Source organism: Metabacillus schmidteae (assembly GCF_903166545.1).
Lineage (GTDB): Bacteria > Bacillota > Bacilli > Bacillales > Bacillaceae > Metabacillus > Metabacillus schmidteae.
This window is the reverse complement of sequence record NZ_CAESCH010000001.1, coordinates 590212-612066: the sequence shown is the minus strand read 5'-3', so window position 1 is coordinate 612066 and position 21855 is coordinate 590212. Positions and strand designations below refer to the sequence as shown.

The following is a 21855-nucleotide window of genomic DNA, read 5'->3' as shown; positions in this document are numbered from 1 at the left end:
TACTAATATAACATGAGGCTAATATATAAGTCAACATGTTTTTTCATCAGCCAAAAAAAACTGAATGCTTTTCTGATGACCTCCACTACTATATCAGCTACTTAACATATAGTCAACAATAAATTTCAAATAAAGAATACTCACCAAATGGCAAAGCGAGACGCATAGTTATACTTAACACTCAAGATTAGTCACTACATCGAATAATCTTTCTCGCTACTAATTTATACTTCCAAAACAAAAAAAAAAGAGAGAGCATACGCTCCCTCAAAAATTGTTTTTAAGCTAGGAAAATAAAATATAGTATAAAGATAACAAATAAACCGTACATAACAGGATGGATATCCTTTGCTTTACCCTTCATGATCATTGTAATTGGATAGAAGATAAATCCAACTGCAATTCCTGTAGCAATACTGTATGATAACGGCATTGTAATAATCGTTAAAAATGCAGGGACAGCAATTTCAAATTGTTTCCAATCAATATTCCCTAGTGACGCTACCATTAATGCTCCAACAATAATTAATGCCGGAGCAGTTACAGCAGATGTAATAACTCCTAGTAATGGAGAGAAAAACAGTGCTAATAAGAATAAAACAGCTGTTACAACAGATGCAAAACCTGATCGTGCTCCTGCAGCAACCCCTGCAGAAGATTCAACATATGATGTAGTAGTAGAAGTACCTAAAATAGAACCTACAACTGTAGCAGCAGAATCAGCAAACAATGCTTTCCCTGCTCGCGGCAGTTTATTATCCTTCATTAGTCCCGCTTGGTTCGCGACCCCAACCAATGTTCCAGCTGTATCGAAGAAGTCTACAAATAGAAAAGTTAAGATGACAACAAGCATTTGCACTGTGAAAATTTGATCTAAATTCATAAATGCCTGTCCAAAAGTTGGAGCTAAACTTGGTATCGCACCAACCACCTTGTCTGGTACAGCAATTTGGCTTGTTAACATCCCTACTATAGCCGTAATTAGCATACCATAGAAGATTCCACCTTTTACTCCTCGTACCATTAAAATAACTGTTACAAAAATACCGAAGATTGCAAGTAATGTTTGAGGATTTGTAAAATCTCCCAAGCTAACTAAAGTTGCATCATTGTTAACAATAATCCCTGAATTCTGAAATCCAACAAAAGTTATAAACAAACCGATCCCCGCACTTACCGCAAACTTTAATTCTGCAGGAATTGAGTTAATAATTTTTTCACGTAACCCTGATAATGTAAGAAGGATAAAGATTAACCCTGACACTAAAACTCCTGATAGCGCTGTTTGCCAAGGTACACCCATTGTCAATACAACTGTAAAAGAGAAAAATGCATTCAGCCCCATACCCGGTGCTAAAGCGATCGGATACTTTGCAATAAGACCCATTAATAATGATCCCACCGCAGCTGCAATTGCAGTAGCTGTAAAGATAGCACCTGTATCCATTCTCATGTCAGCAGGTAAATCCGGAATAGATGTCATTGCCAATGTGTTTGGGTTAACAAATAAAATATAAGCCATAGATAAGAACGTTGTTAAACCACCAATGAATTCACGTCGATAATTTGTACCTAATTCATCAAACTGAAAAAACTTTTTCATAAATAGGTATTCCTCCTCAGTATTAGTTCAATGCATATACGACTATTTTCCCCATTAAAATCCAAATAAAAAAGCGCCCAACTTTTACGTGAGCGCTTGACTATAAAAATATTAACGGCAGGTATAATCGTACCATGCTATTAATACCTCGTAGTCAAGCCATTTACGGTAGCTTGGTAGAAACTTTCGAGCCATATCCTCGACATTATACGACGTATTCCGACTTATTTAATTCTACTATCATTTTATCAGCACACCCCATTTACGTCAACAAAAAAAACGAACATTATTTTAAATAATGTTCGTTTTGTTCGTATTTTACTCCCACTCAATTGTTGCAGGTGGCTTACTGGTAATATCGTACACAACGCGGTTAATATGTTTAACCTCATTTACAATTCTTGTTGAAATAACTTCTAGCACTTCCCAAGGAATTCTCGCCCAATCAGATGTCATCCCATCAATTGATGTTACAGCTCTAATCCCAATTGTGTAATCATATGTTCTCGCATCGCCCATTACACCAACACTTCGAATGTCAGGTAAAACCGTAAAGTATTGCCAAATATCACGATCAAGTCCGGCTTTTTTGATTTCTTCGCGTAAGATATAGTCTGATTCACGAACAATCTCAAGCTTTTCATCCGTGATTTCTCCAAGAACACGAATACCTAATCCAGGACCCGGGAACGGCTGTCTCCAAACAATCTCATCAGGAATACCAAGTTCAGTTCCGAGAGCACGAACTTCATCTTTAAATAAAGTATTTAACGGCTCAATTAATTGGAATTCCATATCTTCCGGAAGACCGCCTACATTATGATGTGATTTAATTGTTTGAGCTGTCGCTGTACCACTTTCAATAATATCTGTATAAAGTGTGCCTTGAGCTAAGAATTCAATACCTTCCAATTTAGCTGACTCGTCATCAAATACATAGATAAACTCGTTACCAATGATTTTACGTTTTTGCTCAGGATCTGAAACACCTTTTAACTTATCTAAGAAACGATCCTTCGCATCTACTTTAATGACATTCATGTTAAAGCCTTCACTAAAAGTCTTCATGACACTCTCTGCTTCATTTTTACGTAATAAACCATGATCAACAAAGATACATGTTAATTGATCACCAATTGCCTTATGAATTAGAACCGCTACAACGGATGAATCAACTCCACCACTTAATGCACATAGAACTTTCTTATTTCCAACTTTTTGCTTTAGCTTGTCCGTTTCCATTTCAATGAAGTTTTCCATTGACCAGTTACCTGCACTGCCGCAAATATTGAAAACAAAGTTCTTTAGAAGTTCATTTCCAAATTCTGAATGACGAACCTCCGGATGGAATTGAACACCATAAAATTTACGATCTTCATTACTCATTGCTGCGAATGGACATGAAGTGCTTGTAGCATCTACATTAAAACCTTCCGGAATTTCTTGTACTAAATCACCATGACTCATCCAAACAACTTGCTGCTGGGGTAGTTCTGCAAAAAGAGCTGGTTTTCCGTGCACATCAATTGTTGCTTTCCCGTATTCACGGTGATCAGCAGGAACAACCTTACCACCTAGTTTGTGTGTCATTAGCTGCATTCCATAACAAATACCAAGAACAGGTATACCTAAATCAAAAATTGCCTCATCACAATCAAAGGCTTTTTCTCCATACACACTGTTAGGTCCACCAGACAGAATGATTCCCTTTGGATTCATTTGTTTGATTTCGTCTGCTGTAAGAGTGTGTGGATGTAACTCACTGTATACGCCAAATTCACGGATACGTCTTGTAATTAATTGATTGTACTGACTTCCGAAGTCTAAAACTACTACCATTTCATGAATGTTTGCCACCATCGTCACCTCATCGTATATTTCATGCATTTATTAGTATGCTAAAAAGACCATAGTATCCATACAAAAGGATCATAACCCAGGAAATACCACCTATCATTACGTCTAAATAGCAAAAAAACTAGAATCCACCTTCATCATGGACAAGGCATCCATGAATATTACACCATAAAGATGTAATAATTGAAGAAGGCAGAATTCTAGTTACATTACGAACTTATTCTGCCTTCATAGTCGGGAAATTTAAGGTTACCCGGTAGAGACTCTCGATCCATATTATCGAGGATATATGAAGGTCTATTAATTTTTTAATTCTATCAATCTACTATACGATTGGTCAAGATGATGTCCTTTTAATTAAATTTTCCCACAATTCAACCGACTTACGCCATTCATCTTTTGCATTATCCTGTCTGTACAATGCTTTTTCATAGTTTTTTGTTAATGCTGTCATATGAACCATTTGAAAATATTCATCAATGTAACGGGCATACTCTCTTAGAGTTTGACCTTCTTTTCGTTTAATTCCACGTCTTTCATACTGTTTTAGCAGGGATTCATACGCTTGGAAAAACACATCTTCATCTGATCTATTCTTGTATTTCATGATAATAAATCTTGGCAACCACTTCATTCTGGTTTTGTATACAATAAAAATCAAAAGGGTGAGCGCAATTAATATTATATACAAACCGATACTACCTAAACGAAAATCACCTATATTCAAATTAGAATGATTCGTAGAGGATGTAGTTTCTTCAACTTTCTCTTCCTCCGGTTTTTCCGGAGTTTGTTCAGGCTCTTCTTCAACAGCTTCCTCCGGTTCTTCTGTCTCTTCAGTTTCTGCTACATCTCTATAGTCGTTTGTTAAGGTGTAAGGATTAACAAAACCCTTTGTTGGTTCAAATGGTACCCAACCAACACCATCAAAGTATATTTCCACCCAAGAATGAGCGTTATTATTTGTGACCACATATTCTCTTTTATTGTTTTCGGCCGTGCTTTCAAGTTCACCTTCTGTATACCCTTTAACCCACCTCGCAGGAATATCAAGAGATCTTAATAACACAATCATCGATGTAGAGAAATTATCACAATAGCCCTTAAATGTCTCGAATAGAAATTGATCTACATAATCTTGATCAGCATTAGGGATCGGTATGTCTTCTTTATCATAGGTATATTCTGCACTACCTAAGTAATTTTCAATCGCCTTCGCTTTATCATATTGATTATCCGCTGACTTTGTAATTGATACTGCCAGTTCTCGAACACGCTCTGGTAATGATTCTGGTAGTTGTGTATACCTTTCTATAAAACCTTCTGGTACATCTTCATGAATTTGCTCTTTCTTCATCTCATTCAGTGGATATAATGGGAGCTCATACGTCACCACATATGATAGAAAATCCTCCCTGGATCCTTCATCTTCCTGAAATGGAGAAATCATTTCCGAGTTCCGATTAAGATATAACGGTAACTCCGCTTCTGTTTGAAAAGAGGTTAAGCCCAAAGGATAAATCACATGCAGATAACGATAATCTTGATTAATCGTAACACTGGATTCAAGACTTCTTGTTTCTACTCTTTCATCAAACCAACTGAGCTCACCTTGAATAGAACTTATTTCTTCCTTTACTGCTTCGGGATCAGAGGCTTCCCACCCCTTCCCTGTGTATACATCCTTTGTTTCCACCCTCCAGTAATGCCTTTCTGTTGATGTATGTCTAAACACCTCAGTGTCGTCACTAACAAACGATCCTCCTAATGATTCATCATTAGGACTATATCCAATCCTTTTTGTATCTCCTCCCCCTTCACCTTCTTGACCAACAGCAGTTATATAAGGTACAGGATCAGGCCATTGTGGAGATGCTTTAGGCGCTAATATAGCGAGAATCATTGAAAAAACAATAAAGGCTAGTAGAGGCATAATCCATCGTAAGGAAGCAATTCGTTTCATTTTTAGATTCTCAAGCTTTTTTAATCGATCAAAATAGAGCAAGCCCAGCATAAAAAATCCAATCAACACGACTCTTACGATCGCATAGGTAGCATCATAAGGTGTGAATGTATCCAATACTGTAATATAAACGAGAGTCAACACAAAGAAAAACAGAATTCTTTTCTGATATAAAATCCAGTAATGAATTAAATATACCAGGAGCCAGAGTAAGATAAAGAATAGTATTGTCCGGAAATTAGGGGTCATTCCCATCCAATTGGCACTTGGAATAAGTGAGAGATTAAAACCAATATCCCTCATTAAGTCACTTATCCATAAAAAACTGAAAAATACCCCTTCAAAATACAATCCATGCAGTATAAATAAAATGATGAATAATTTCACAGGAAATGTAATATACCACTTCACATGAAAAAACGTCATTAGAAAACTAACGCCAATAAAAAATACAAAAATAAATGTATTTGCTGTATCTGTGAATTCACCAAGAGGCCTAAGCCACTCCCATAACAAAATGAACGCAAACACATAATATAATAAAGCTACTGATTTCCCCTCAAAACTATTAGATGGATTCATGAGTTTCTCACCTCTTTATAGTTTTGACTTTTAACAACATGAAGTTGGATCTTTCGTTTAGCTAACCTTTCAACTAACACGTTTTCCTCTTTATTAAGATCTTCGTTTTTACCTTTCACAAGGTATAGAATAAACAGCCGTTGCTGTCCTGACAAAAACTCCAATTTCCTGGTCAAATCGAGGGTAAGATTCGATGTAACAACAATGCTCGCAGCTAGCTTAAGCTCTGTATTTAATCTGTTTTCCTCTATAATCGAAGCAAATGAAGCCTGACTATCACAATCAACCTTTGCTAAATGATAGAACATACTCCTTCTATGCTGTTCATCTAATTGCATTGGAAATACTTGAGATTGTTGTCCAACCGAAACAAACCCTACTCTCGCTCCGCTTTTTAAAATAGCTTGGATCAATGAAGCAACATAAGAAACAGCCGTTTCAAACAAAGGTGATGGTGTACGATCTAAGAAAATAACCACATCATGACTTTGCATTTGTTCGAACTCTTTTGTCATGATAGAATCCCTTCTAGCCGTTGCCTTCCAATCAATCCACGCGAACTTATCACCAGGCTGATATTCCCTTACCCCTACTGCCATCGTTGAATCCTGCCAATATTTTGTTAAGGTCGAGGCAGCCCCTTGTTCATACTGCTTTTGGTTTGAGCGATAGACAAGATCAACTGTTGACGGATACACTAAAAAGTAATTTTCCACCTCTACTGAAACTTCTTTTTCAATCAAGCCAAAAAGATCTCCTGTCCTTAGTCGAACCGATCTAAAATAGTGCTCACCACGAGGCATTTCTAAGAGTGCATAACTAAACGAGACCTTTTTTTTAAACCAAGGGAAAAATAGTTTTTTAGGCTCTTCCAGTCGTTTCACACCCAGTAGCTTATCAGATAATTCATCTTCAACAAGTAGGTAAAATAGAGGAAATGGAAATGATCTCTTAACTGTAATTGTACCGATCAATCGTTGTCCGACTGAAAATTGATCCTGATTAATTCTTCTCGTAACATTGAAAGAACGTATAGGATAAATCATTAATAAAAAGGAGTAGATAGCAAAGGGAAGAAAGCTGTAAAATAAGAACCAGCTTACAAATCCACCTTGAAACATTGCATAACTAAAAGCAGCCAAAGTAAAAAATAATAGGGAAACAACCTTCCAGCCAACCTTTATATTCTTCAGGAACTTATTCATTTACCACTCAAAGCCCTTTGTACTGGGACAGGTGTTTTCTTAATAATTTCCTGTACAATATCATCAGCTGTTTTCCCCTCAAACCTTGCTTCCGATCTCAAAATAATCCGATGAGCTAATGTAAAAGCTGCTAAATATTGAATATCATCAGGAATGACATAATCTCTCCCCATAATAAATGCATACGCTTGGGCAGCCTTCATTAACGCAATAGATGCGCGGGGGCTGGCACCTAGATACACAGATGGATGCAACCTTGATTTTGATGTTAAATCAATAATATAGTGTTTAATCGTCTCATCAACATAGACAAATTGCATTTCATTTTGCAGTTCCACTAGCTCTTCTTTTGTAATCACACTGTCAATTTTATGAATAGGTCGTTCTCTTTCAGCTAATGTTAATACCTCTAATTCTTCAGCCTTCGTTGGGTACCCCATTCTGAGCTTAAATAGAAAACGGTCTAACTGAGCCTCCGGCAAAGGATATGTTCCTTCATAATCAACCGGATTTTGCGTCGCCATAACAAAGAACGGCTTAGTAAGCACTCTGGTCACACCATCAACTGTAATACTACCTTCTTCCATTCCTTCTAGAAGTGCTGATTGAGTCTTCGGAGAAGTCCGGTTAATTTCATCTGCTAATATAATATTTCCAAAAATAGGACCTTCCCGAAACTCAAACTTTAATTCCTTTGGATTATATATCGACACCCCAGTTACATCTGAAGGGAGTAAATCAGGTGTAAATTGGATTCTTTTAAATTCAGCACCTACTGATTTAGCAAGTGTACGAACCATCATCGTCTTCCCGACACCCGGAACATCTTCTAATAAAACATGTCCATTCGCTAGAATCGCCACAAGACTCAGAATGCTAACATCCCTTTTTCCAACCATAACATTTTCTATATTTTTAATAACTCGACCGAGTTTTGGATGCATTTCTTCAATTTGAGACATAATTTTCCTCCTACGGTGAAATTCTATCTATTTTCTATTATAGTATTCTTTGGAAACCTATTGAAATCCTTTTTCAATGACAATACTCTCAAAATTTAACATTAAATTAATAAAGAAAATTCGCAGACTCCCGAGCATGCAGAGTGAAGACAATTGCGTAGTCGTACTTATAAAAAAAGCGTCCCTATTGAATGATCAATAAAGACACTAATAGTATAGATATCTTATTCCAGTTCGATTGAAACAGGAAATGTTAACGTAATAACCGTCCCCTTTCCAACCTGTGAGTTCACATGAATATTACCGTTATGTAGTTTGACAATTTCCTTCGCAATCCCCATTCCAAGCCCCGCTCCATCTACTTTTTCTTCTGTATTTGTTCCTCGATAATAACGGTCAAATAATTTCTCTTTCATCTCCTCTTCCATACCAACCCCATCATCTTTAATTTTTATCTCTATTACATTCGGACTCGATCCTCTAGTAATGATAATCGTAATAATTGTATTTGTTGGATTATGCTTTATTGCGTTCATAATTAGGTTATCAAAGATGCGTTCAAACCATTTTCTTGAGATATTTAATTGTATATTTTCTATTTCTTCAACCAGCGCAAGGTTTACTGCCATCAAAGTACGATCTTCCCTGTACTTTGTAACAACATTTCGAAGAAATATGTTTATATTAACTTTTTCCTTCGATACTTCTAAAGCTTTATTTTTCAATTGAAAAGCAAGTGAGAAATCTTCAACAAGCTCGAGCATATATTCTCCTTTTTCACGAATGACCTTACCCATATCTTTAATTTCAGCCTTTGACCATTCATATTTATCACTTTCCAATAAATGACCATACCCTTGTACTGATGATAAAGGCGTTCGTAAGTCGTGTGAGATCCCGGTCATCCACTCTTCCCTCGTTTGATCAAGACGTATCCTTTCTTTCTCTGCTAAGCTTAGCCTTTCCGCCATACTATAAAATGCCTGAAAAACCTCTTGATACAAGCGATACCGTGTCTTAACCTTTCCATTTTTACGAAAGATTCTTTTTCTTTCTCTTTCAGTTAGAACTTCCTGATATTGCCCCTGTTCCATTCTCCCTAACCAGCTAGTAAAGATCATAATTGGTCGCCCGTAGCGAATACCATGCCAAACGGCAATACTAAGTGTGATGACTAAAACAATAATTGCCACCACTAAAAATGCAATTAATAGATTGCGTATGAATGAAGGATTGGAATATTCATTTGATAAATGGTTTTCAGAATGCAATACCCATGTAAGGTTTGACTTTTCGTCAGATAAAACAGACACCTTCGTATGATACATCCCGGGATCTATTCCTCTTGTTAAAATTTCAAGAGGTTTATACTTTTGAATATCAAGCTTTTTACCAAAATTTTGAAGAATGTGACCATCTGTATCAACAATATGTAATGTTTCATTTGCATTTAAAAGTTCGCTGTTAACCTTTTCTTTATGACGGCTATCAATTTTGCCATTTTGGCCGTAATTGTTCATAAGACCCAACAGATGTTTATACGATAAGTCTTTGTATCCTAAAAGATAATAATAAGGTTCCGAATAGGAAATCGTATCAATTTCAGTATAAACATGATAATCTCTAAAGCGGTTTTCTTCATCAATTTTTAATAACTCATTAAACGTATATGATTCAGGAATAGTTACAGGAGTATTACTTGAGGCAATCTCATTGCCTTCTTCATTGATAATTTGAAACCACATGTTTTTCTTTTTCAATTCCTCTTCCCAGTTTTTACTGATCTTTGCCTCTCCATCTACAATATTAATTTCTGTTACCAGCGAACTTAGTGCCCCCGCAGGAAAACTACGTTTCATATCTTCATTTGTAATAAACCAAAATAATAAGATGACAAGTCCAACAACAATAATGCTTAACAGCAAGGCAATGGTCATATACTGGATAAAGAAATGAAATGTTAATCTCCTCTTTACAACTCTCACATTTCTCACTCCTTGACGAGCTTATATCCTAACCTTCTTACTGTTTTTAAATATTTTGGATTACCAGGATCAACTTCAATTTTTTCCCTCAATTTATGTATGTGGACGGTTACGGTATTATCATCTACGTATCGTTCAAATCCCCAAACTGTTTCTAATAGTTTTTGTTTAGAAATGACAATATTAGGATTTTGACAAAAATAGATTAATAGATGAAATACCTGGGCTGGGCATTGCACCACTTTTCCATCAACAATTAATTCCCCTGCATCAACATCAACACTAAACTCTTTAAAATCGTACCGATTCGTATTTTTCTGTACAGCTTTTTTCAATCGGACAGGCAGTTCCCTCCTCCTAAGAGTAGCTTTAATCCGAGCTGCAATTTCAAGCGGATTGAATGGTTTGGTTACATAATCATCTCCACCTATCGCAAAACCAGTCAGAACATCTAAATCAGATACTTTAGCTGTTAAAAATAAAATATATGCATCAGATACTTCTCTGATTTTTGGACACAATTCAAAGCCTGTTAAATCCGGCAGCATTACATCGAGCACAATAAAATCTATAGGATTATTTTGAATAATCTTTAACGCATCATGCGCTGTGTGGGCGGTATAAATATTCGAAAAACCTTCTTTTTCCAATACCATTTCAACCATTTTCACGATCGATGTTTCATCATCTACTAACAAAATATTTGCTTCTTGCAACGAACCTCACCTCAGGAACGATCGTAACATACAAACATTACCAATACATTAATTTTACTTTTTAAAAATTAAGTAACTGTTAATCTACTCTTTCCGTTGAATTAAGGCTCTTTGAATATCCTAAAGATACAAAACACCAAAAGGAGATTACATATGGAGACTACATCTAACAGAATTACCATGATTGATGCAATGCGAGGAGTTAGTTTATTTGGAATATTACTCGCGAATATACTCATTTTCCAATATGGGATATGGGGAAAAGATGAGATCAATTTATACTCTTTATCACCAGCTAATCATGCAGCCTATCATGTAATAAAGATCGCCATCGAAGGGAGCTTTATGCCAATCTTCACCTTTTTATTCGGATATTCAATGGTTAAAATGAAGGAGAAATTAGAAAACAATAACCTTAAATATAAGCGCTATTTCGTTAGGAGATTTCTAACACTTTTACTACTAGGTCTATTACATGGTACTTATTTATGGGAGGGAGATATTTTAACATTTTACGGAATGATGGGTTTCTTTTTGTTACTTTTCTTAAGCCGAAAAAGTAACACCATCCTTATCTGGGCAGTCATTTTACTATGTTTAACTTCCTTATTAGGTTATGGAGGATATGAAGAAACGAGGAATGAACAAGAGCTAATGAAGACGTATGTACAAGATACAATGGAAGTTTATAGCTCAGGCACTTATTTAGAGATTAAAAACCACCGTAACAATGAGATTCCAATGGAAATGTCAGAGGGATTATTCCTCTTTATCCTTGCCCTTGCACCACTAATCACAGCGCCACTTTTTTTACTTGGAATCTATAGCGCCAAAATAGGATTCTTTACAATGCCTCATTTAGAACAAAAACAATATAAACTAGGATCCGCTCTTGTACCTGTTGGTTTGACTTTAAAAAGCTGCTCACTCCTTTTCCCGGATTTTAATTGGTCTGAGGTATTTAATTTCTTAGGAGCTAACTTATTAGCACTTGGGTATATCTTTTTATTCGCACTCCTTTTTACTTTATTAAAAGAAGGAAGTATTACAAAAGCTCTAGTAAATGTCGGAAAACTCTCTCTAACAAACTATCTTATGCAAACGGTTATTTGCACGACAATCTATTATGGTTATGGCTTCGGCTACTTTGGGAAGTTTTCTGTATTTGGAGGAATTGCCCTCACCCTTTGCATTTTTATCCTTCAAATGCTTGCCAGTACATTATATTTTAAAATAGCTAAACAAGGTCCTATCGAGAGGATATTGAGAATTGCGACAAACTTTTCTTTCAAAGGCCAAAAAAGCAAAAAAGCAGCTAGTTCCCATGTAGAATACACCTAAAAGGGCAGGCACATGATATGATGTGCCTATCCTCAATGCATGTAGAAAAGAATGTGAGTTAGGTTTTTTTGTTATGCCAAAAACGGCTTCCTATTTTCAAATACCTCAAAGCCAATAAATAGCATCTATAGTCCTCAATCCTATACTCTTCAGACTACACTGACCAATTTTTACAAACTAACACTCTCTATTGTAAGTACAACAATTATCCGGTAGAATTCTCTAGTTAGCTATTATATTAGATTCATATTTTTTCTCTAAAGAATACTTGAAAGGAGTATACAATCATTAAAAAGAGCAAAAAGATAAAATTCATTATCATCCTTTCGATTATTACTCTTCTTTGTTTAATTACGTTAAATATATTGGTTTCTTACTTTACAGCTAAAAAGGCAGCAGAAATATCTGTAGCGAATAACGCTCAAGTAATGGCTGCTTCAATCGCCAAAACAATTGATATAGATGCCTATGAGCGTTTCCTCAAAAAACCTGAAAGAACTGAGGATTACTGGAAAATTAGACAATCACTATATGAAGCTCAAAAACATACGGCAGCTTTACATGTTTATACACTATCTTTTCAAGATGCAAAGTCTAAACCCAAAGTAATGATTGCGGGTTTTCCCAGAGATAATAAACATTACTATACGATTGGTATGGACTGTCTGGTTCCACTCGATCAAGTTCAACAAGCCTTTGCGAACAAGCCATATGTTACAGGCAAAATTAATGATCCACACTATGGTGAGTATTTATCCGCTGGTGTTCCGATCCATAACAAACAGGGAGAGACTATCGGTTTTTTAAGTATAGATATTGAAACAACAACACTCGATCGTATTGGTGCTACAGTTATTGAAAACAGTAAACCAAACTTTATCATAAGTGGTCTATTGGTTATTTTATTGTTAATAATCTTTTTCATTGTGCAGAATTGGTACAAACGTGAATTAAAGAGCCAAATCGGAGAAACAGAAGAAACATATCATGTTGAAATTCATTCATTAATACAGTCTGTTCGTTCATTGCGTCATGATTTCGCCAACCATATTCAAGTTTTAAACGGGTTGCTTAAGCTTGGAAAGCAGCAGGAAGCTCTGGAATATTCAAACCTTATGCGTGAAGAAGCACACGCCATCTATCAACTCCCAAGTAACACTAAAAATCCAGCATTATCCGTTTTATTCCAAACAAAATATCTTAAAGCACAGTATCATAATATAGATATTCAATTTCATAACTCAAGCTCACCTTTTGATTCCATCCAATCTATTGATCTGGTTAAAATTTTATCTAATTTGATTGATAATGCAATTGATGCAACATGTGAGCTTCCACATGACCTGCGGAAAATTGACATTTTCTGCGAAGACAACAACGAAAGTTATGTATTACAGGTAACAAACACAGGCCCTGCAATCTCAACAGAAAGAAAAGAGAAGATTTTCGTCCCAGGATACTCAACGAAATCGAAAAATGCAGAACAAAAAATTAGAGGACAGGGACTTTATATAGTGAAGGATATAGTAGAGAAACATCATGGAAAAATTGAAGTCGAGTCTCGTAAGGGTCAAACTACATTTATAGTAAAACTGCCTGTAAAGCTTTAATGAACACGACTCAAAAAAGAAGAGAGGTTAATTGAAAAAGCTGCTAAGCGTTTCATTAACCTTTCAAAGATTTATTACCTTCTACGTTAACTAAATTTAAGTCCATAATTAGTTTTATCCAAAGCAAAGGGTCTATTACACCATAAATCGCGTATCTCTATTGGTACATTTTAAAAATTCTTTATCTCAAGTTAAGCTGTAAGTGATTGTTCTTCATATAAGCAACATTTTATTGCGATTTTGAATTTTTTAACGGGAATCAAGGACATTGTCTGCAAAATTCAGTAGCAATTTGTCTTTTATAACAGGAATGAAGGACACTATCAGCATGATTTAATAACCTTTTGTCTTTCATTACAGGAATGAAGAACACAGTCAGCATGATTTAATAACCTTTTGTCTTTCATTACAGGAATGAAGGACACTATCAGCATGATTTAATAACCTTTTGTCTTTCATTACTGGAATGAAGAACACAGTCAGCATGATTTAATAACCTTTTGTCTTTCATTACAGGAACGAAGAACACTATCAGCATGATTTAATAACCTTTTGTCTTTCATTACAGGAATGAAGAACACAGTCAGCATGATTTAATAACCTTTTGTCTTTCATTACAGGAATGAAGAACACTATCAGCATGATTTAATAACCTTTTGTCTTTTATTACAGGAATGAAGAACACAGTCAGCATGATTTAATAACCTTTTGTCTTTCATTACAGGAACGAAGGACATAGACTGCTATATCTAATGACGTTTTGTCTTCCATAACAAGAATGAAGACCCAGAGTCAATTTAAATACAGCATTGATAAACCTTTCCTAATTCATGTAAAATACACACTTCTTTTTAACGATATACTTTCTTACAAAGTAAAATAGAAAAACCCAAATAAGAGCCCTAAATTGACTGTTACTTGGGTAATCGTTCAATTCCTCTTTTCCACTCTGCTTAAGAATCCAAATCACTTAGTTAAAAAGTTTTCCGTGTAATAAGGACGTGAGTCAGCACTGAAAGCTACACCAACACCAAGTCCTTCAAAATCTGTTTGCAATATATTTTTCCGATGACCTAGTGAATTCATTAAGCCTTCATGTGCGAAGATACTGCTTATTTGTCCTGTAGCGAGGTTTTCCCCGGCCATTCGGTACGAAATATTGTCTTCAGTCATTCGATCAAATGGTGATTGACCGTTAAGATTGGTATGACTAAAGTAGTTGTTATCCGCCATATCCTGGCTGTGGTCACGAGCAGTTTCCCGCACCGGTTCCTCCCAATTCAGTACAGATAGGCCATGGGTTACTCTGGCAGCATTCGTCAGATCAAACAACTGGTATTCAAAACCTTCCTTTAATTGTGCACTTGGCACAGGATAGAAATTTTCTCTTTGTTTTTCAAGCTCCTCACTGATAATTTGAATTGCTGTCACAGTCTCTTCTTCATGTTTATCATAAAAGATGGTCACATAGTTTTGATCCATTTGGAATATATCGTATTCCTCATTGTTTTGAACTTGGTAAGATACAAATCCCTTTTGAACACTCGTAAGTGGTTCATTCATTTTGGTTAGAACCTCATCCCTAGAACTTGTGAAGGAAATCCCCATTTTCGTTGTGACTAAATCCTGGTTTGTATATAAGCCAGCCACCTTATTTTCATTATCATAAGCAACCATGAAAAAGCTTTGGTAATTTTCATGATAAGCAACCCAATCAACCCCATACTCATTTAAGGATGACCGTTTTGCTGTACCTACTTGCTGTTCAACCTGTTCCTTCGTGTCACCAATTTCCACATTATAAACAGAAAACGACTGTTCAGAAGGTGCTTCCAGCTTTGGAGGATCTATAACCTGTTGATTTTCCACTTCTTTTTCAGGTAAAGATTGAATTAGCTCACCAAACAACCGCTGGATTTCATTACTCATTTTATTTATGGCAGAGATCACTTCAGGATTTTCCTTTATCTCTGTAATATCTGTACGAACTTCTTCCACTACCCCTTGTATACCAACCTGATTAAAGGTCTCTCCATAAAAATACCAAAAACCGCCTGCAACCAAAAGCAATGCAACAATATTTTGTACTCTCGGCAATAATGACACTCCTGTCTCGCATTTCATTTAGTCATGATTTTAGCAAATTAGCCACTCTATAAACTTTGACCTAACTAAAGCTTATTATAACGTTCCTTTATGAAAATTTGGTGAAAAGTCATCCGATGTCCCCCTTACACCTTCAGACCTAATATCTATAAAACAAATATGATAAAATAAAGGAATGATGAAAAGTAGAGTGACCTGGGAGTGTAACCAATCATGAATAAAAAAGATATCGCAACTATTCGAAAACAATTCAAATTAAATAATGATCTACTTAAAATCTCTGATATTTTTAATGTTTATATTATGAAGGAATCAAGTGAAATTTATCATCATCAAAGCCAACCATTTGAAATGCTTGACGATGATCAAAAAGAGTTATTTATGAGTAATTTCAAAAAGTTACTTGCCGGCAATTTGGACGAAAAGCTCTTTGAATTAAAGTTTCAAAGAGATGCAACCAATAGCAGCCAGCTTATTTTGCATCAAGGATTACTCAGTCATGATGTGGAAGGCTGGAAAGAGCAAATGCTTCAGATTGTAGAAAAGATGCTCCTCACCCGACAATATGAGATGGATATAGTAATCACCTTCATCCGCGGAGAATATTTAAAGCCAACAAAACGCCGCAATGAAGAAGCAGAGGAAAGTGAACGGGATACCGTATACTCCCATCCCTTTATTCTATGCAGTATCAATAATACGCAAGAGCCCAAAAAAGAACTCCTTTTTGACTATGTTGAAAGAGAGTTCAAGTACAATTTCGTTGTTGATCCAATTATTAACCTGAATGCACCTATGGGCGGTTTTCTATTCCCTTGTTTTACTGATCATGCAGCAGATGTTAACCACATATTGTATTCTTCAGGAAGGGTGCATGAACCTGACCACCAATTCATTGAGGACGTGTTAAATGGCGAGGAAACGATGACTGCAAAAGATGATAAAATCGTTTTTGAGGAAATTATTAAAGATGTTACTGGAGATCAATTAAATACATCCACTCTCTCCAATGTATATGAAGAAATTAACCGTATCATTGTAGAAAATGAAGAGGAAGAACAACCAAAATTAGATTCAATTGATGTTGCACGTGTACTGAAGATGAGCGGCCTTGAAGATGTAAATACAGAAAAGGTAGAATCCTCCTTTAAAAAAATAATTGATGATGACAAATATGAGATAAAAGCAAATAGCATTCTGCCAAAATTTACATCAAAATCAATTAAAATCAATACAAAAATAGCAAATATCTCTATTAGTCCCCAAGATTTAAGATATGTAAAACAAGTTCAATTAAGCGGCAAACGCTACCTTATGATTGAAGTGGAAGAAGATACTGTGATTGAAGGCTTTACAATGATTCCAGAGGCTTTTGTTGGGAATTCTGAGGAATGACACCAATTTTAATTTTCTAATTAATTTTGTATAAAAGAAAACTACTTTCCTTGTTAACAGAAAAGTAGTTTTTCACCTTTATTATGCATTTTCTGTATTTTTAAAAACGCCTTCAAAAAGCAACTCCTCCAACGGACGGCGACCGCTTGGCTGCTCACGTTCCTGAAGATTCTCTGGTAGTGCATCTTTCTCACCTTGATATCCAATAGCAATAACAGCGTGTAAGTCAATATCCTCCGGTACATTTAAAACTTCTCGAGCTTTTTCTTTATCAAATCCGCCCATAGCATGTGTTATTAGACCTTTTGCATTCGCTTCTAAGGATAGATGTCCCCAAGCAGTTCCTGAATCAAAAGCATGCCAGGAATTAAATCCGCGTTCAGTTGTTTTTTGTGAAGCAATAACGGCTAGTACTGGCGCTTTTTGACACCAAACAAGGTTTCCAGGCAAAATAAAGGAGTGGAATTTTTCAAGATCTTCCTTTGTACGAGCTATAATAAACCTCCAAGGCTGTATATTTGAAGCAGATGGAGCCCAACGTGCTGCCTCGAAAAGGCTGAATAAGACATCCTCGGGAATTTCCCTTTCTAAAAAAGATCTAGGAGACCAGCGATTGATAAATTGCGGGGATACTTCGAAATTAGGTTTCCGTATATCAGAGACATTCACCATTTTTTATCCTCCATAATCAAGATAACATTATTTTAACAATTATTACCTGAGAATCAAAACATACTGCTTTAAGCTGAATTAGGTATTTTTTTAACGAGTGTTACCTTAACTCTTATTATTTTTATAGGAGAGTTTCTGTTTCCATGTTTTACCGATCATGTAAAAAAGGATTAAGGACAAGTTAAGTCCTTAATCCTTCATTTATTCACGAAATTTTTGTGTTACTATCACTTTCTTCTACACTACTATCTCTTTCTCTTACTCTATGGATTACTTTTTTGGTTGATTCGCTAATATTAGCATTAAAATAAGGTTCATATGCCTCAATAGGTGGTTTTTTAGTAGCAAAAACAGCAATCAAAACTCCTGCTAAAGAGATAACAGCAGCGATTAAGAATGGATTGGTGGCACCCATTGCCTTTGAAACGACATAGGTGATAGAACCGATAATGATTCCCGCATACCCTCCTGCAGCATTCATTCGCTTCCAATATAACCCTAAAAAGACAACCAGGAAAAAGGCAGCTCCAAAACCTCCGTACACATAAACAAATCCCATCGCTAAAAACCAAGGTGGATTAATTGCACTAATTACCGCGATAAGTCCCATAACAAGAATAATCATTCTTAGACGTTTATTAAATGTTTTGTCATCAATTTTTGTTTTCTTGAAGATGCTTAAATACACATCATAGTAAAGCGTAGTACCAGCCGTTAACAACATTGAATTGGCCGTCGAAACAGCAGCACCGCAAAGAGCAACCAGGGTCATCGCTCCAACTAATGGATGTGCATAATCTTGAATAATTAACGGTACAATGTAATCTGTTGTTTTCCCTTCAGGAATACTTGGTAATAAAGTTTTTGCTCCCAGACCCATAATAATTAAAGGACCCATAATAAAAATTAATACACCAATTGTACCCATCACTTGTAGAATAGCTACTTTTGTATTCTTAGGTGCCAACATCCGGCCAACCCAATGAGGAGAAGCAGGAGAACCTAAAGAATTAGAAATAAAAATAGAGATAAGTGCACTTAAACTAAAGGTTCCGAGTGGTGAAAGAAGAATACCTGATTCCAACGGTTCTCCACCTACATAAGTCGGAGCAGTTGTTGTAGCAAGTTTATCTAAAATATTATCCATTCCCCCCGTTGCCACCAAAACAGCACCACTTCCTAAAATCATACCAATGACAATTAGCACTGTATTTAGCGTATCAGTTGCTGCCACAGACCAGAATCCACCTATACTTGTAAAAATTAAGAATATTAAAAAGGCAAAAATAGCAATTTTATAATCAATTCCGGTTATAGAAGCAAACACAATACCAAAGCCGTTAACCTGAATATGAACTAATAAGAAGTAACCAATTGTCATTAAAATTCCGACAATCATCCTTAACGGGCTATTTTTCTTATGTGGTTCATATCTAAGATGAATATACTCCGGAAAGGTCCGAACAGGAGTCTCCGGTCTTCTAATTTTGTATGCAACAAGTGGAATTAACGCTCCACCTAAACACCAACCAGCAACCCATCCGATAATAGCAGCTACCCCAGAACTATACAGATAGCCAGGTACTCCTAGAACAGACGCAACACTTACCCATGTAGCAGTGGTTGTACCAATCCCGATAAGTAAGCCCATTCTGTGCCCACCTGTCGTAAAATCAGAAATGGATTCTGTATTTTTTAAACTCTTAATGCTTGACCATACAATAAAAAGCAAATAAAAACTAAGTACGATTAGGTACATCATGTTGTTTTAGCTCCTCTTTATCCTTATTTATACTTATAAAGCTTTCCAGTAGCGCCCCATCGTTTGACACCTGACTTTTCTATTTTGTAGCAAAGGTATGTGCCTAAGAGAAAAGAAAAAACCATTGTGCCAACCCAAATCATTAACGCAATAAACACTTAAATCCCCCCTTTATTAAAGTAAAGTTAAAAAAGCCATGTTCTGAAGAGAACAGGGCTTACATGCAAGCTGACATCAGCTTTACACATTGCTTCTCATCTCCGGAACATCATCCTCTGAAATTGGCACCGTGCATCAAAATTCCTGCCGGTTGCCGAGGTTTCATCGGGTCAGTCCCTCAACCTCTCTTAATAAGAAAGATATTTAAATTTTCAAAATATAAATTCTATTCTAGCATACTAAGTAATCTAGTCAATATAAAAGATGAATATTACCTAAAATATAGTAACAATAAGGAGTAAGGTTTATAGGAATAAATGTGAATATATGTTAATTTATTATCTATTTAAAAATAAAAAAGCTTTTCACAGAACAAAAATCCGGTGTTATTCTGCTAAAAAACAAGAATAACACCGGATTTTCAATTACATATTAATATTTATACCTTTTCTCTCTTTACGTCTTTGAAAGAATTTCACAATAGCTGGATAGCTAATGGATAAGATCGTTAAGAAGATAAGAGTTATAGAAATTGGTGAGGCGAGGAAGATATCCATACTTCCATCAGATGATAATACTGCCTTTCGGAAATTTTGCTCCATGTCCGCTCCAACAATTAAAGCCAAAACAAGAGGTGCAATCGGGAAGTCTAGAACTTTAAGCATAAGCCCAAATAGTCCGAAAACTAGCAGTAAGAAGAAATCAATAGCACTGTAACTTAGTGTATATGTCCCAATGAAAGCTAGTAACACGATAATTGGATAAAGTACTTTTGCTGGTGTATCAAGTATTTTCACAAGGACACCAACTAGTAAAATATTAATAATGACTAAGGCGATATTCCCAATAAACATACTATTAATTAGAGACCAAACAGTTGTAGGGTCGTTTTCGAATAGAAGTGGGCCCGGTTTAATTCCGAGCATAATAAGTGCTCCTAGCATGACAGCTGTTGTACCGGATCCTGGGATACCCATTGTTAATAATGGGATCATCGCTCCTACAGATGCGGCATTATTAGCAGACTCCGGTGCAGCAAGTCCTTCTACAGCACCCTTACCAAATTCATCCGACTTTTTAGACATTTGCTTTTCCGTAGAATAACTAATCATTGAAGCAATGGATCCACCCGCTCCTGGCAGAACTCCTATAATAAATCCAAGTGGTCCGGATCTTAGAATTGGCCACAATGACCGTTTCCATTGCTCTTTGCTAAACCAAATTTTCCCGACCTTTTTCTTTTCCTTCTTAAGGTGATCAATTGTAAGGAAATTGTACAATACCTCACCAATTGCATAAACCCCGATAATCACGATTAAGAAATCAATTCCTTCACTGAAATGTGGTATTCCCAGTGTAAATCGGTATACACCCGTTTGTGTATCAATTCCAACTGTACTTAATAATAGACCAAGTGACATGGCCAAAAAACCTTTAATCATTTTACCAATTGAGAGTGATACAATTGCAGAAAGAGTGAGAAGCATTAAAAGAAAATATTCTGCTGGTCCAAATTTCAAGGCAAAGTTTGCAAGTGGCTCGGCAAGGAAAATAAATCCGATAACAGCCATAATTCCACCAATAAAGGAGGCTACTGCTGAAATGGCCATTGCTTCACCAGCTTGACCCTTTTGAGCCATAGGATATCCATCAAAGGTTGCAGCAATTGCTGATCCATCACCAGGTGTATTTAATAAAATTGAACTTCTCGATCCACCATACATGGCACCATAGTAAATCGCAGCCATTAGGATAATCGCACTGATCGGCTCCATTCCAAATGTAATAGGTATCAACACCGCTACAGCTGTTGCTGGTCCAAGTCCCGGTAACATCCCTACGATTGTTCCTAAAAACCCTCCAATAATAACCCATAATATATTCATCGGCTCTAAAGATGTCATTAATCCTTCGAGAAAATTATTCATATCCATTCG

General features: G+C 36.0%; 15 protein-coding genes and 3 riboswitches. Of the genes, 3 read left to right on the top strand and 12 right to left on the bottom strand.

The genetic code is table 11. The annotated features are described in order from the left end of the window. Nucleotides 1-280: 280 nt before the first annotated feature. The 7 genes from HWV59_RS03040 to HWV59_RS03010 all read right to left on the bottom strand — a co-directional run bounded on the left by HWV59_RS03040 (nt 281) and on the right by HWV59_RS03010 (nt 10873). Nucleotides 281-1603 (bottom strand): NCS2 family permease, encoded by a 1323-nt coding sequence (locus tag HWV59_RS03040; RefSeq protein WP_102232945.1) that lies wholly within the window; start codon nt 1601-1603, stop codon nt 281-283. Nucleotides 1604-1734: 131 nt separating this feature from the next. Next, a riboswitch (purine riboswitch) is annotated at nt 1735-1836 on the bottom strand. Between the two features lie 85 nt (nt 1837-1921). Further along, on the bottom strand, nt 1922-3463 hold the full coding sequence (gene guaA, locus HWV59_RS03035; RefSeq protein ID WP_102232946.1) for a glutamine-hydrolyzing GMP synthase: 1542 nt from the start codon (nt 3461-3463) through the stop codon (nt 1922-1924). Between the two features lie 208 nt (nt 3464-3671). Then, nucleotides 3672-3773, bottom strand: a riboswitch (purine riboswitch). Nucleotides 3774-3797: 24 nt separating this feature from the next. Next, nucleotides 3798-6005, bottom strand: coding sequence for a transglutaminase TgpA family protein (locus HWV59_RS03030; protein ID WP_175638032.1), 2208 nt, complete (start codon nt 6003-6005; stop codon nt 3798-3800). Then, nucleotides 6002-7210, bottom strand: a complete 1209-nt coding sequence (locus HWV59_RS03025) for a DUF58 domain-containing protein (RefSeq protein ID WP_102232948.1) — start codon at nt 7208-7210, stop codon at nt 6002-6004. Before HWV59_RS03025 ends, HWV59_RS03030 begins: the two co-directional genes overlap by 4 nt. Then, nucleotides 7207-8172, bottom strand: a complete 966-nt coding sequence (locus HWV59_RS03020; protein WP_175638031.1) for an AAA family ATPase — start codon at nt 8170-8172, stop codon at nt 7207-7209. The genes HWV59_RS03025 and HWV59_RS03020 overlap by 4 nt, the downstream gene beginning before the upstream one ends. A 224-nt stretch (nt 8173-8396) precedes the next feature. Next, complete coding sequence (locus HWV59_RS03015; protein WP_175638030.1) at nt 8397-10157, bottom strand: sensor histidine kinase; 1761 nt, start codon at nt 10155-10157, stop codon at nt 8397-8399. Between the two features lie 5 nt (nt 10158-10162). Then, nucleotides 10163-10873 (bottom strand): response regulator transcription factor, encoded by a 711-nt coding sequence (locus HWV59_RS03010; protein ID WP_175638029.1) that lies wholly within the window; start codon nt 10871-10873, stop codon nt 10163-10165. A gap of 153 nt (nt 10874-11026) precedes the next feature. On the opposite strand from HWV59_RS03010, the gene HWV59_RS03005 reads away from it, so the two are divergent. After that, on the top strand, nt 11027-12214 hold the full coding sequence (locus HWV59_RS03005) for a DUF418 domain-containing protein (RefSeq protein WP_175638028.1): 1188 nt from the start codon (nt 11027-11029) through the stop codon (nt 12212-12214). 365 nt (nt 12215-12579) lie between these two features. After that, nucleotides 12580-13824 (top strand): sensor histidine kinase, encoded by a 1245-nt coding sequence (locus HWV59_RS03000; protein WP_175638027.1) that lies wholly within the window; start codon nt 12580-12582, stop codon nt 13822-13824. A 966-nt stretch (nt 13825-14790) separates the two neighbouring features. Here the strand turns inward: HWV59_RS03000 and HWV59_RS02995 are convergent. Then, nucleotides 14791-15930, bottom strand: a complete 1140-nt coding sequence (locus tag HWV59_RS02995) for a CAP domain-containing protein (RefSeq protein ID WP_235991652.1) — start codon at nt 15928-15930, stop codon at nt 14791-14793. A 213-nt stretch (nt 15931-16143) separates the two neighbouring features. Here HWV59_RS02995 and HWV59_RS02990 point away from each other — a divergent pair, with 213 nt between their 5' ends. Then, entirely contained in the window at nt 16144-17325 is a 1182-nt protein-coding gene (locus HWV59_RS02990) for a DUF4317 domain-containing protein (RefSeq protein ID WP_102232955.1), read from the top strand. Between the two features lie 81 nt (nt 17326-17406). Here the strand turns inward: HWV59_RS02990 and HWV59_RS02985 are convergent, their stop codons facing one another. The 4 genes from HWV59_RS02985 to HWV59_RS02975 form a co-directional block, all read right to left on the bottom strand. After that, nucleotides 17407-17997, bottom strand: coding sequence for a nitroreductase family protein (locus HWV59_RS02985; protein ID WP_102232956.1), 591 nt, complete (start codon nt 17995-17997; stop codon nt 17407-17409). 205 nt (nt 17998-18202) lie between these two features. Beyond that, nucleotides 18203-19759: a sodium:solute symporter family protein gene (locus tag HWV59_RS02980; protein ID WP_102232957.1), complete on the bottom strand. Its 1557-nt coding sequence runs from the start codon at nt 19757-19759 to the stop codon at nt 18203-18205. A gap of 23 nt (nt 19760-19782) precedes the next feature. Continuing rightward, complete coding sequence (locus tag HWV59_RS27215; RefSeq protein ID WP_268921743.1) at nt 19783-19917, bottom strand: hypothetical protein; 135 nt, start codon at nt 19915-19917, stop codon at nt 19783-19785. A gap of 93 nt (nt 19918-20010) precedes the next feature. Then, nucleotides 20011-20116: riboswitch (SAM riboswitch) on the bottom strand. A gap of 227 nt (nt 20117-20343) precedes the next feature. Then, entirely contained in the window at nt 20344-21846 is a 1503-nt protein-coding gene (locus HWV59_RS02975) for a tripartite tricarboxylate transporter permease (protein WP_102232980.1), read from the bottom strand. Nucleotides 21847-21855 lie beyond the last annotated feature (9 nt).

Excerpts from the sequence above, each read along its gene's own strand:
- HWV59_RS03040 (WP_102232945.1), bottom strand. The coding sequence starts at position 1,603 with ATGAAAAAGTTTTTTCAGTTTGATGAATTAGGTACAAATTATCGACGT.
- guaA (WP_102232946.1), bottom strand. The coding sequence starts at position 3,463 with ATGGTGGCAAACATTCATGAAATGGTAGTAGTTTTAGACTTCGGAAGT.
- HWV59_RS03030 (WP_175638032.1), bottom strand. The coding sequence starts at position 6,005 with ATGAATCCATCTAATAGTTTTGAGGGGAAATCAGTAGCTTTATTATAT.
- HWV59_RS03025 (WP_102232948.1), bottom strand. The coding sequence starts at position 7,210 with ATGAATAAGTTCCTGAAGAATATAAAGGTTGGCTGGAAGGTTGTTTCC.
- HWV59_RS03020 (WP_175638031.1), bottom strand. The coding sequence starts at position 8,172 with ATGTCTCAAATTGAAGAAATGCATCCAAAACTCGGTCGAGTTATTAAA.
- HWV59_RS03005 (WP_175638028.1), top strand. The coding sequence starts at position 11,027 with ATGGAGACTACATCTAACAGAATTACCATGATTGATGCAATGCGAGGA.
- HWV59_RS02990 (WP_102232955.1), top strand. The coding sequence starts at position 16,144 with ATGAATAAAAAAGATATCGCAACTATTCGAAAACAATTCAAATTAAAT.
- HWV59_RS02985 (WP_102232956.1), bottom strand. The coding sequence starts at position 17,997 with ATGGTGAATGTCTCTGATATACGGAAACCTAATTTCGAAGTATCCCCG.
- HWV59_RS02980 (WP_102232957.1), bottom strand. The coding sequence starts at position 19,759 with ATGATGTACCTAATCGTACTTAGTTTTTATTTGCTTTTTATTGTATGG.
- HWV59_RS02975 (WP_102232980.1), bottom strand. The coding sequence starts at position 21,846 with ATGAATAATTTTCTCGAAGGATTAATGACATCTTTAGAGCCGATGAAT.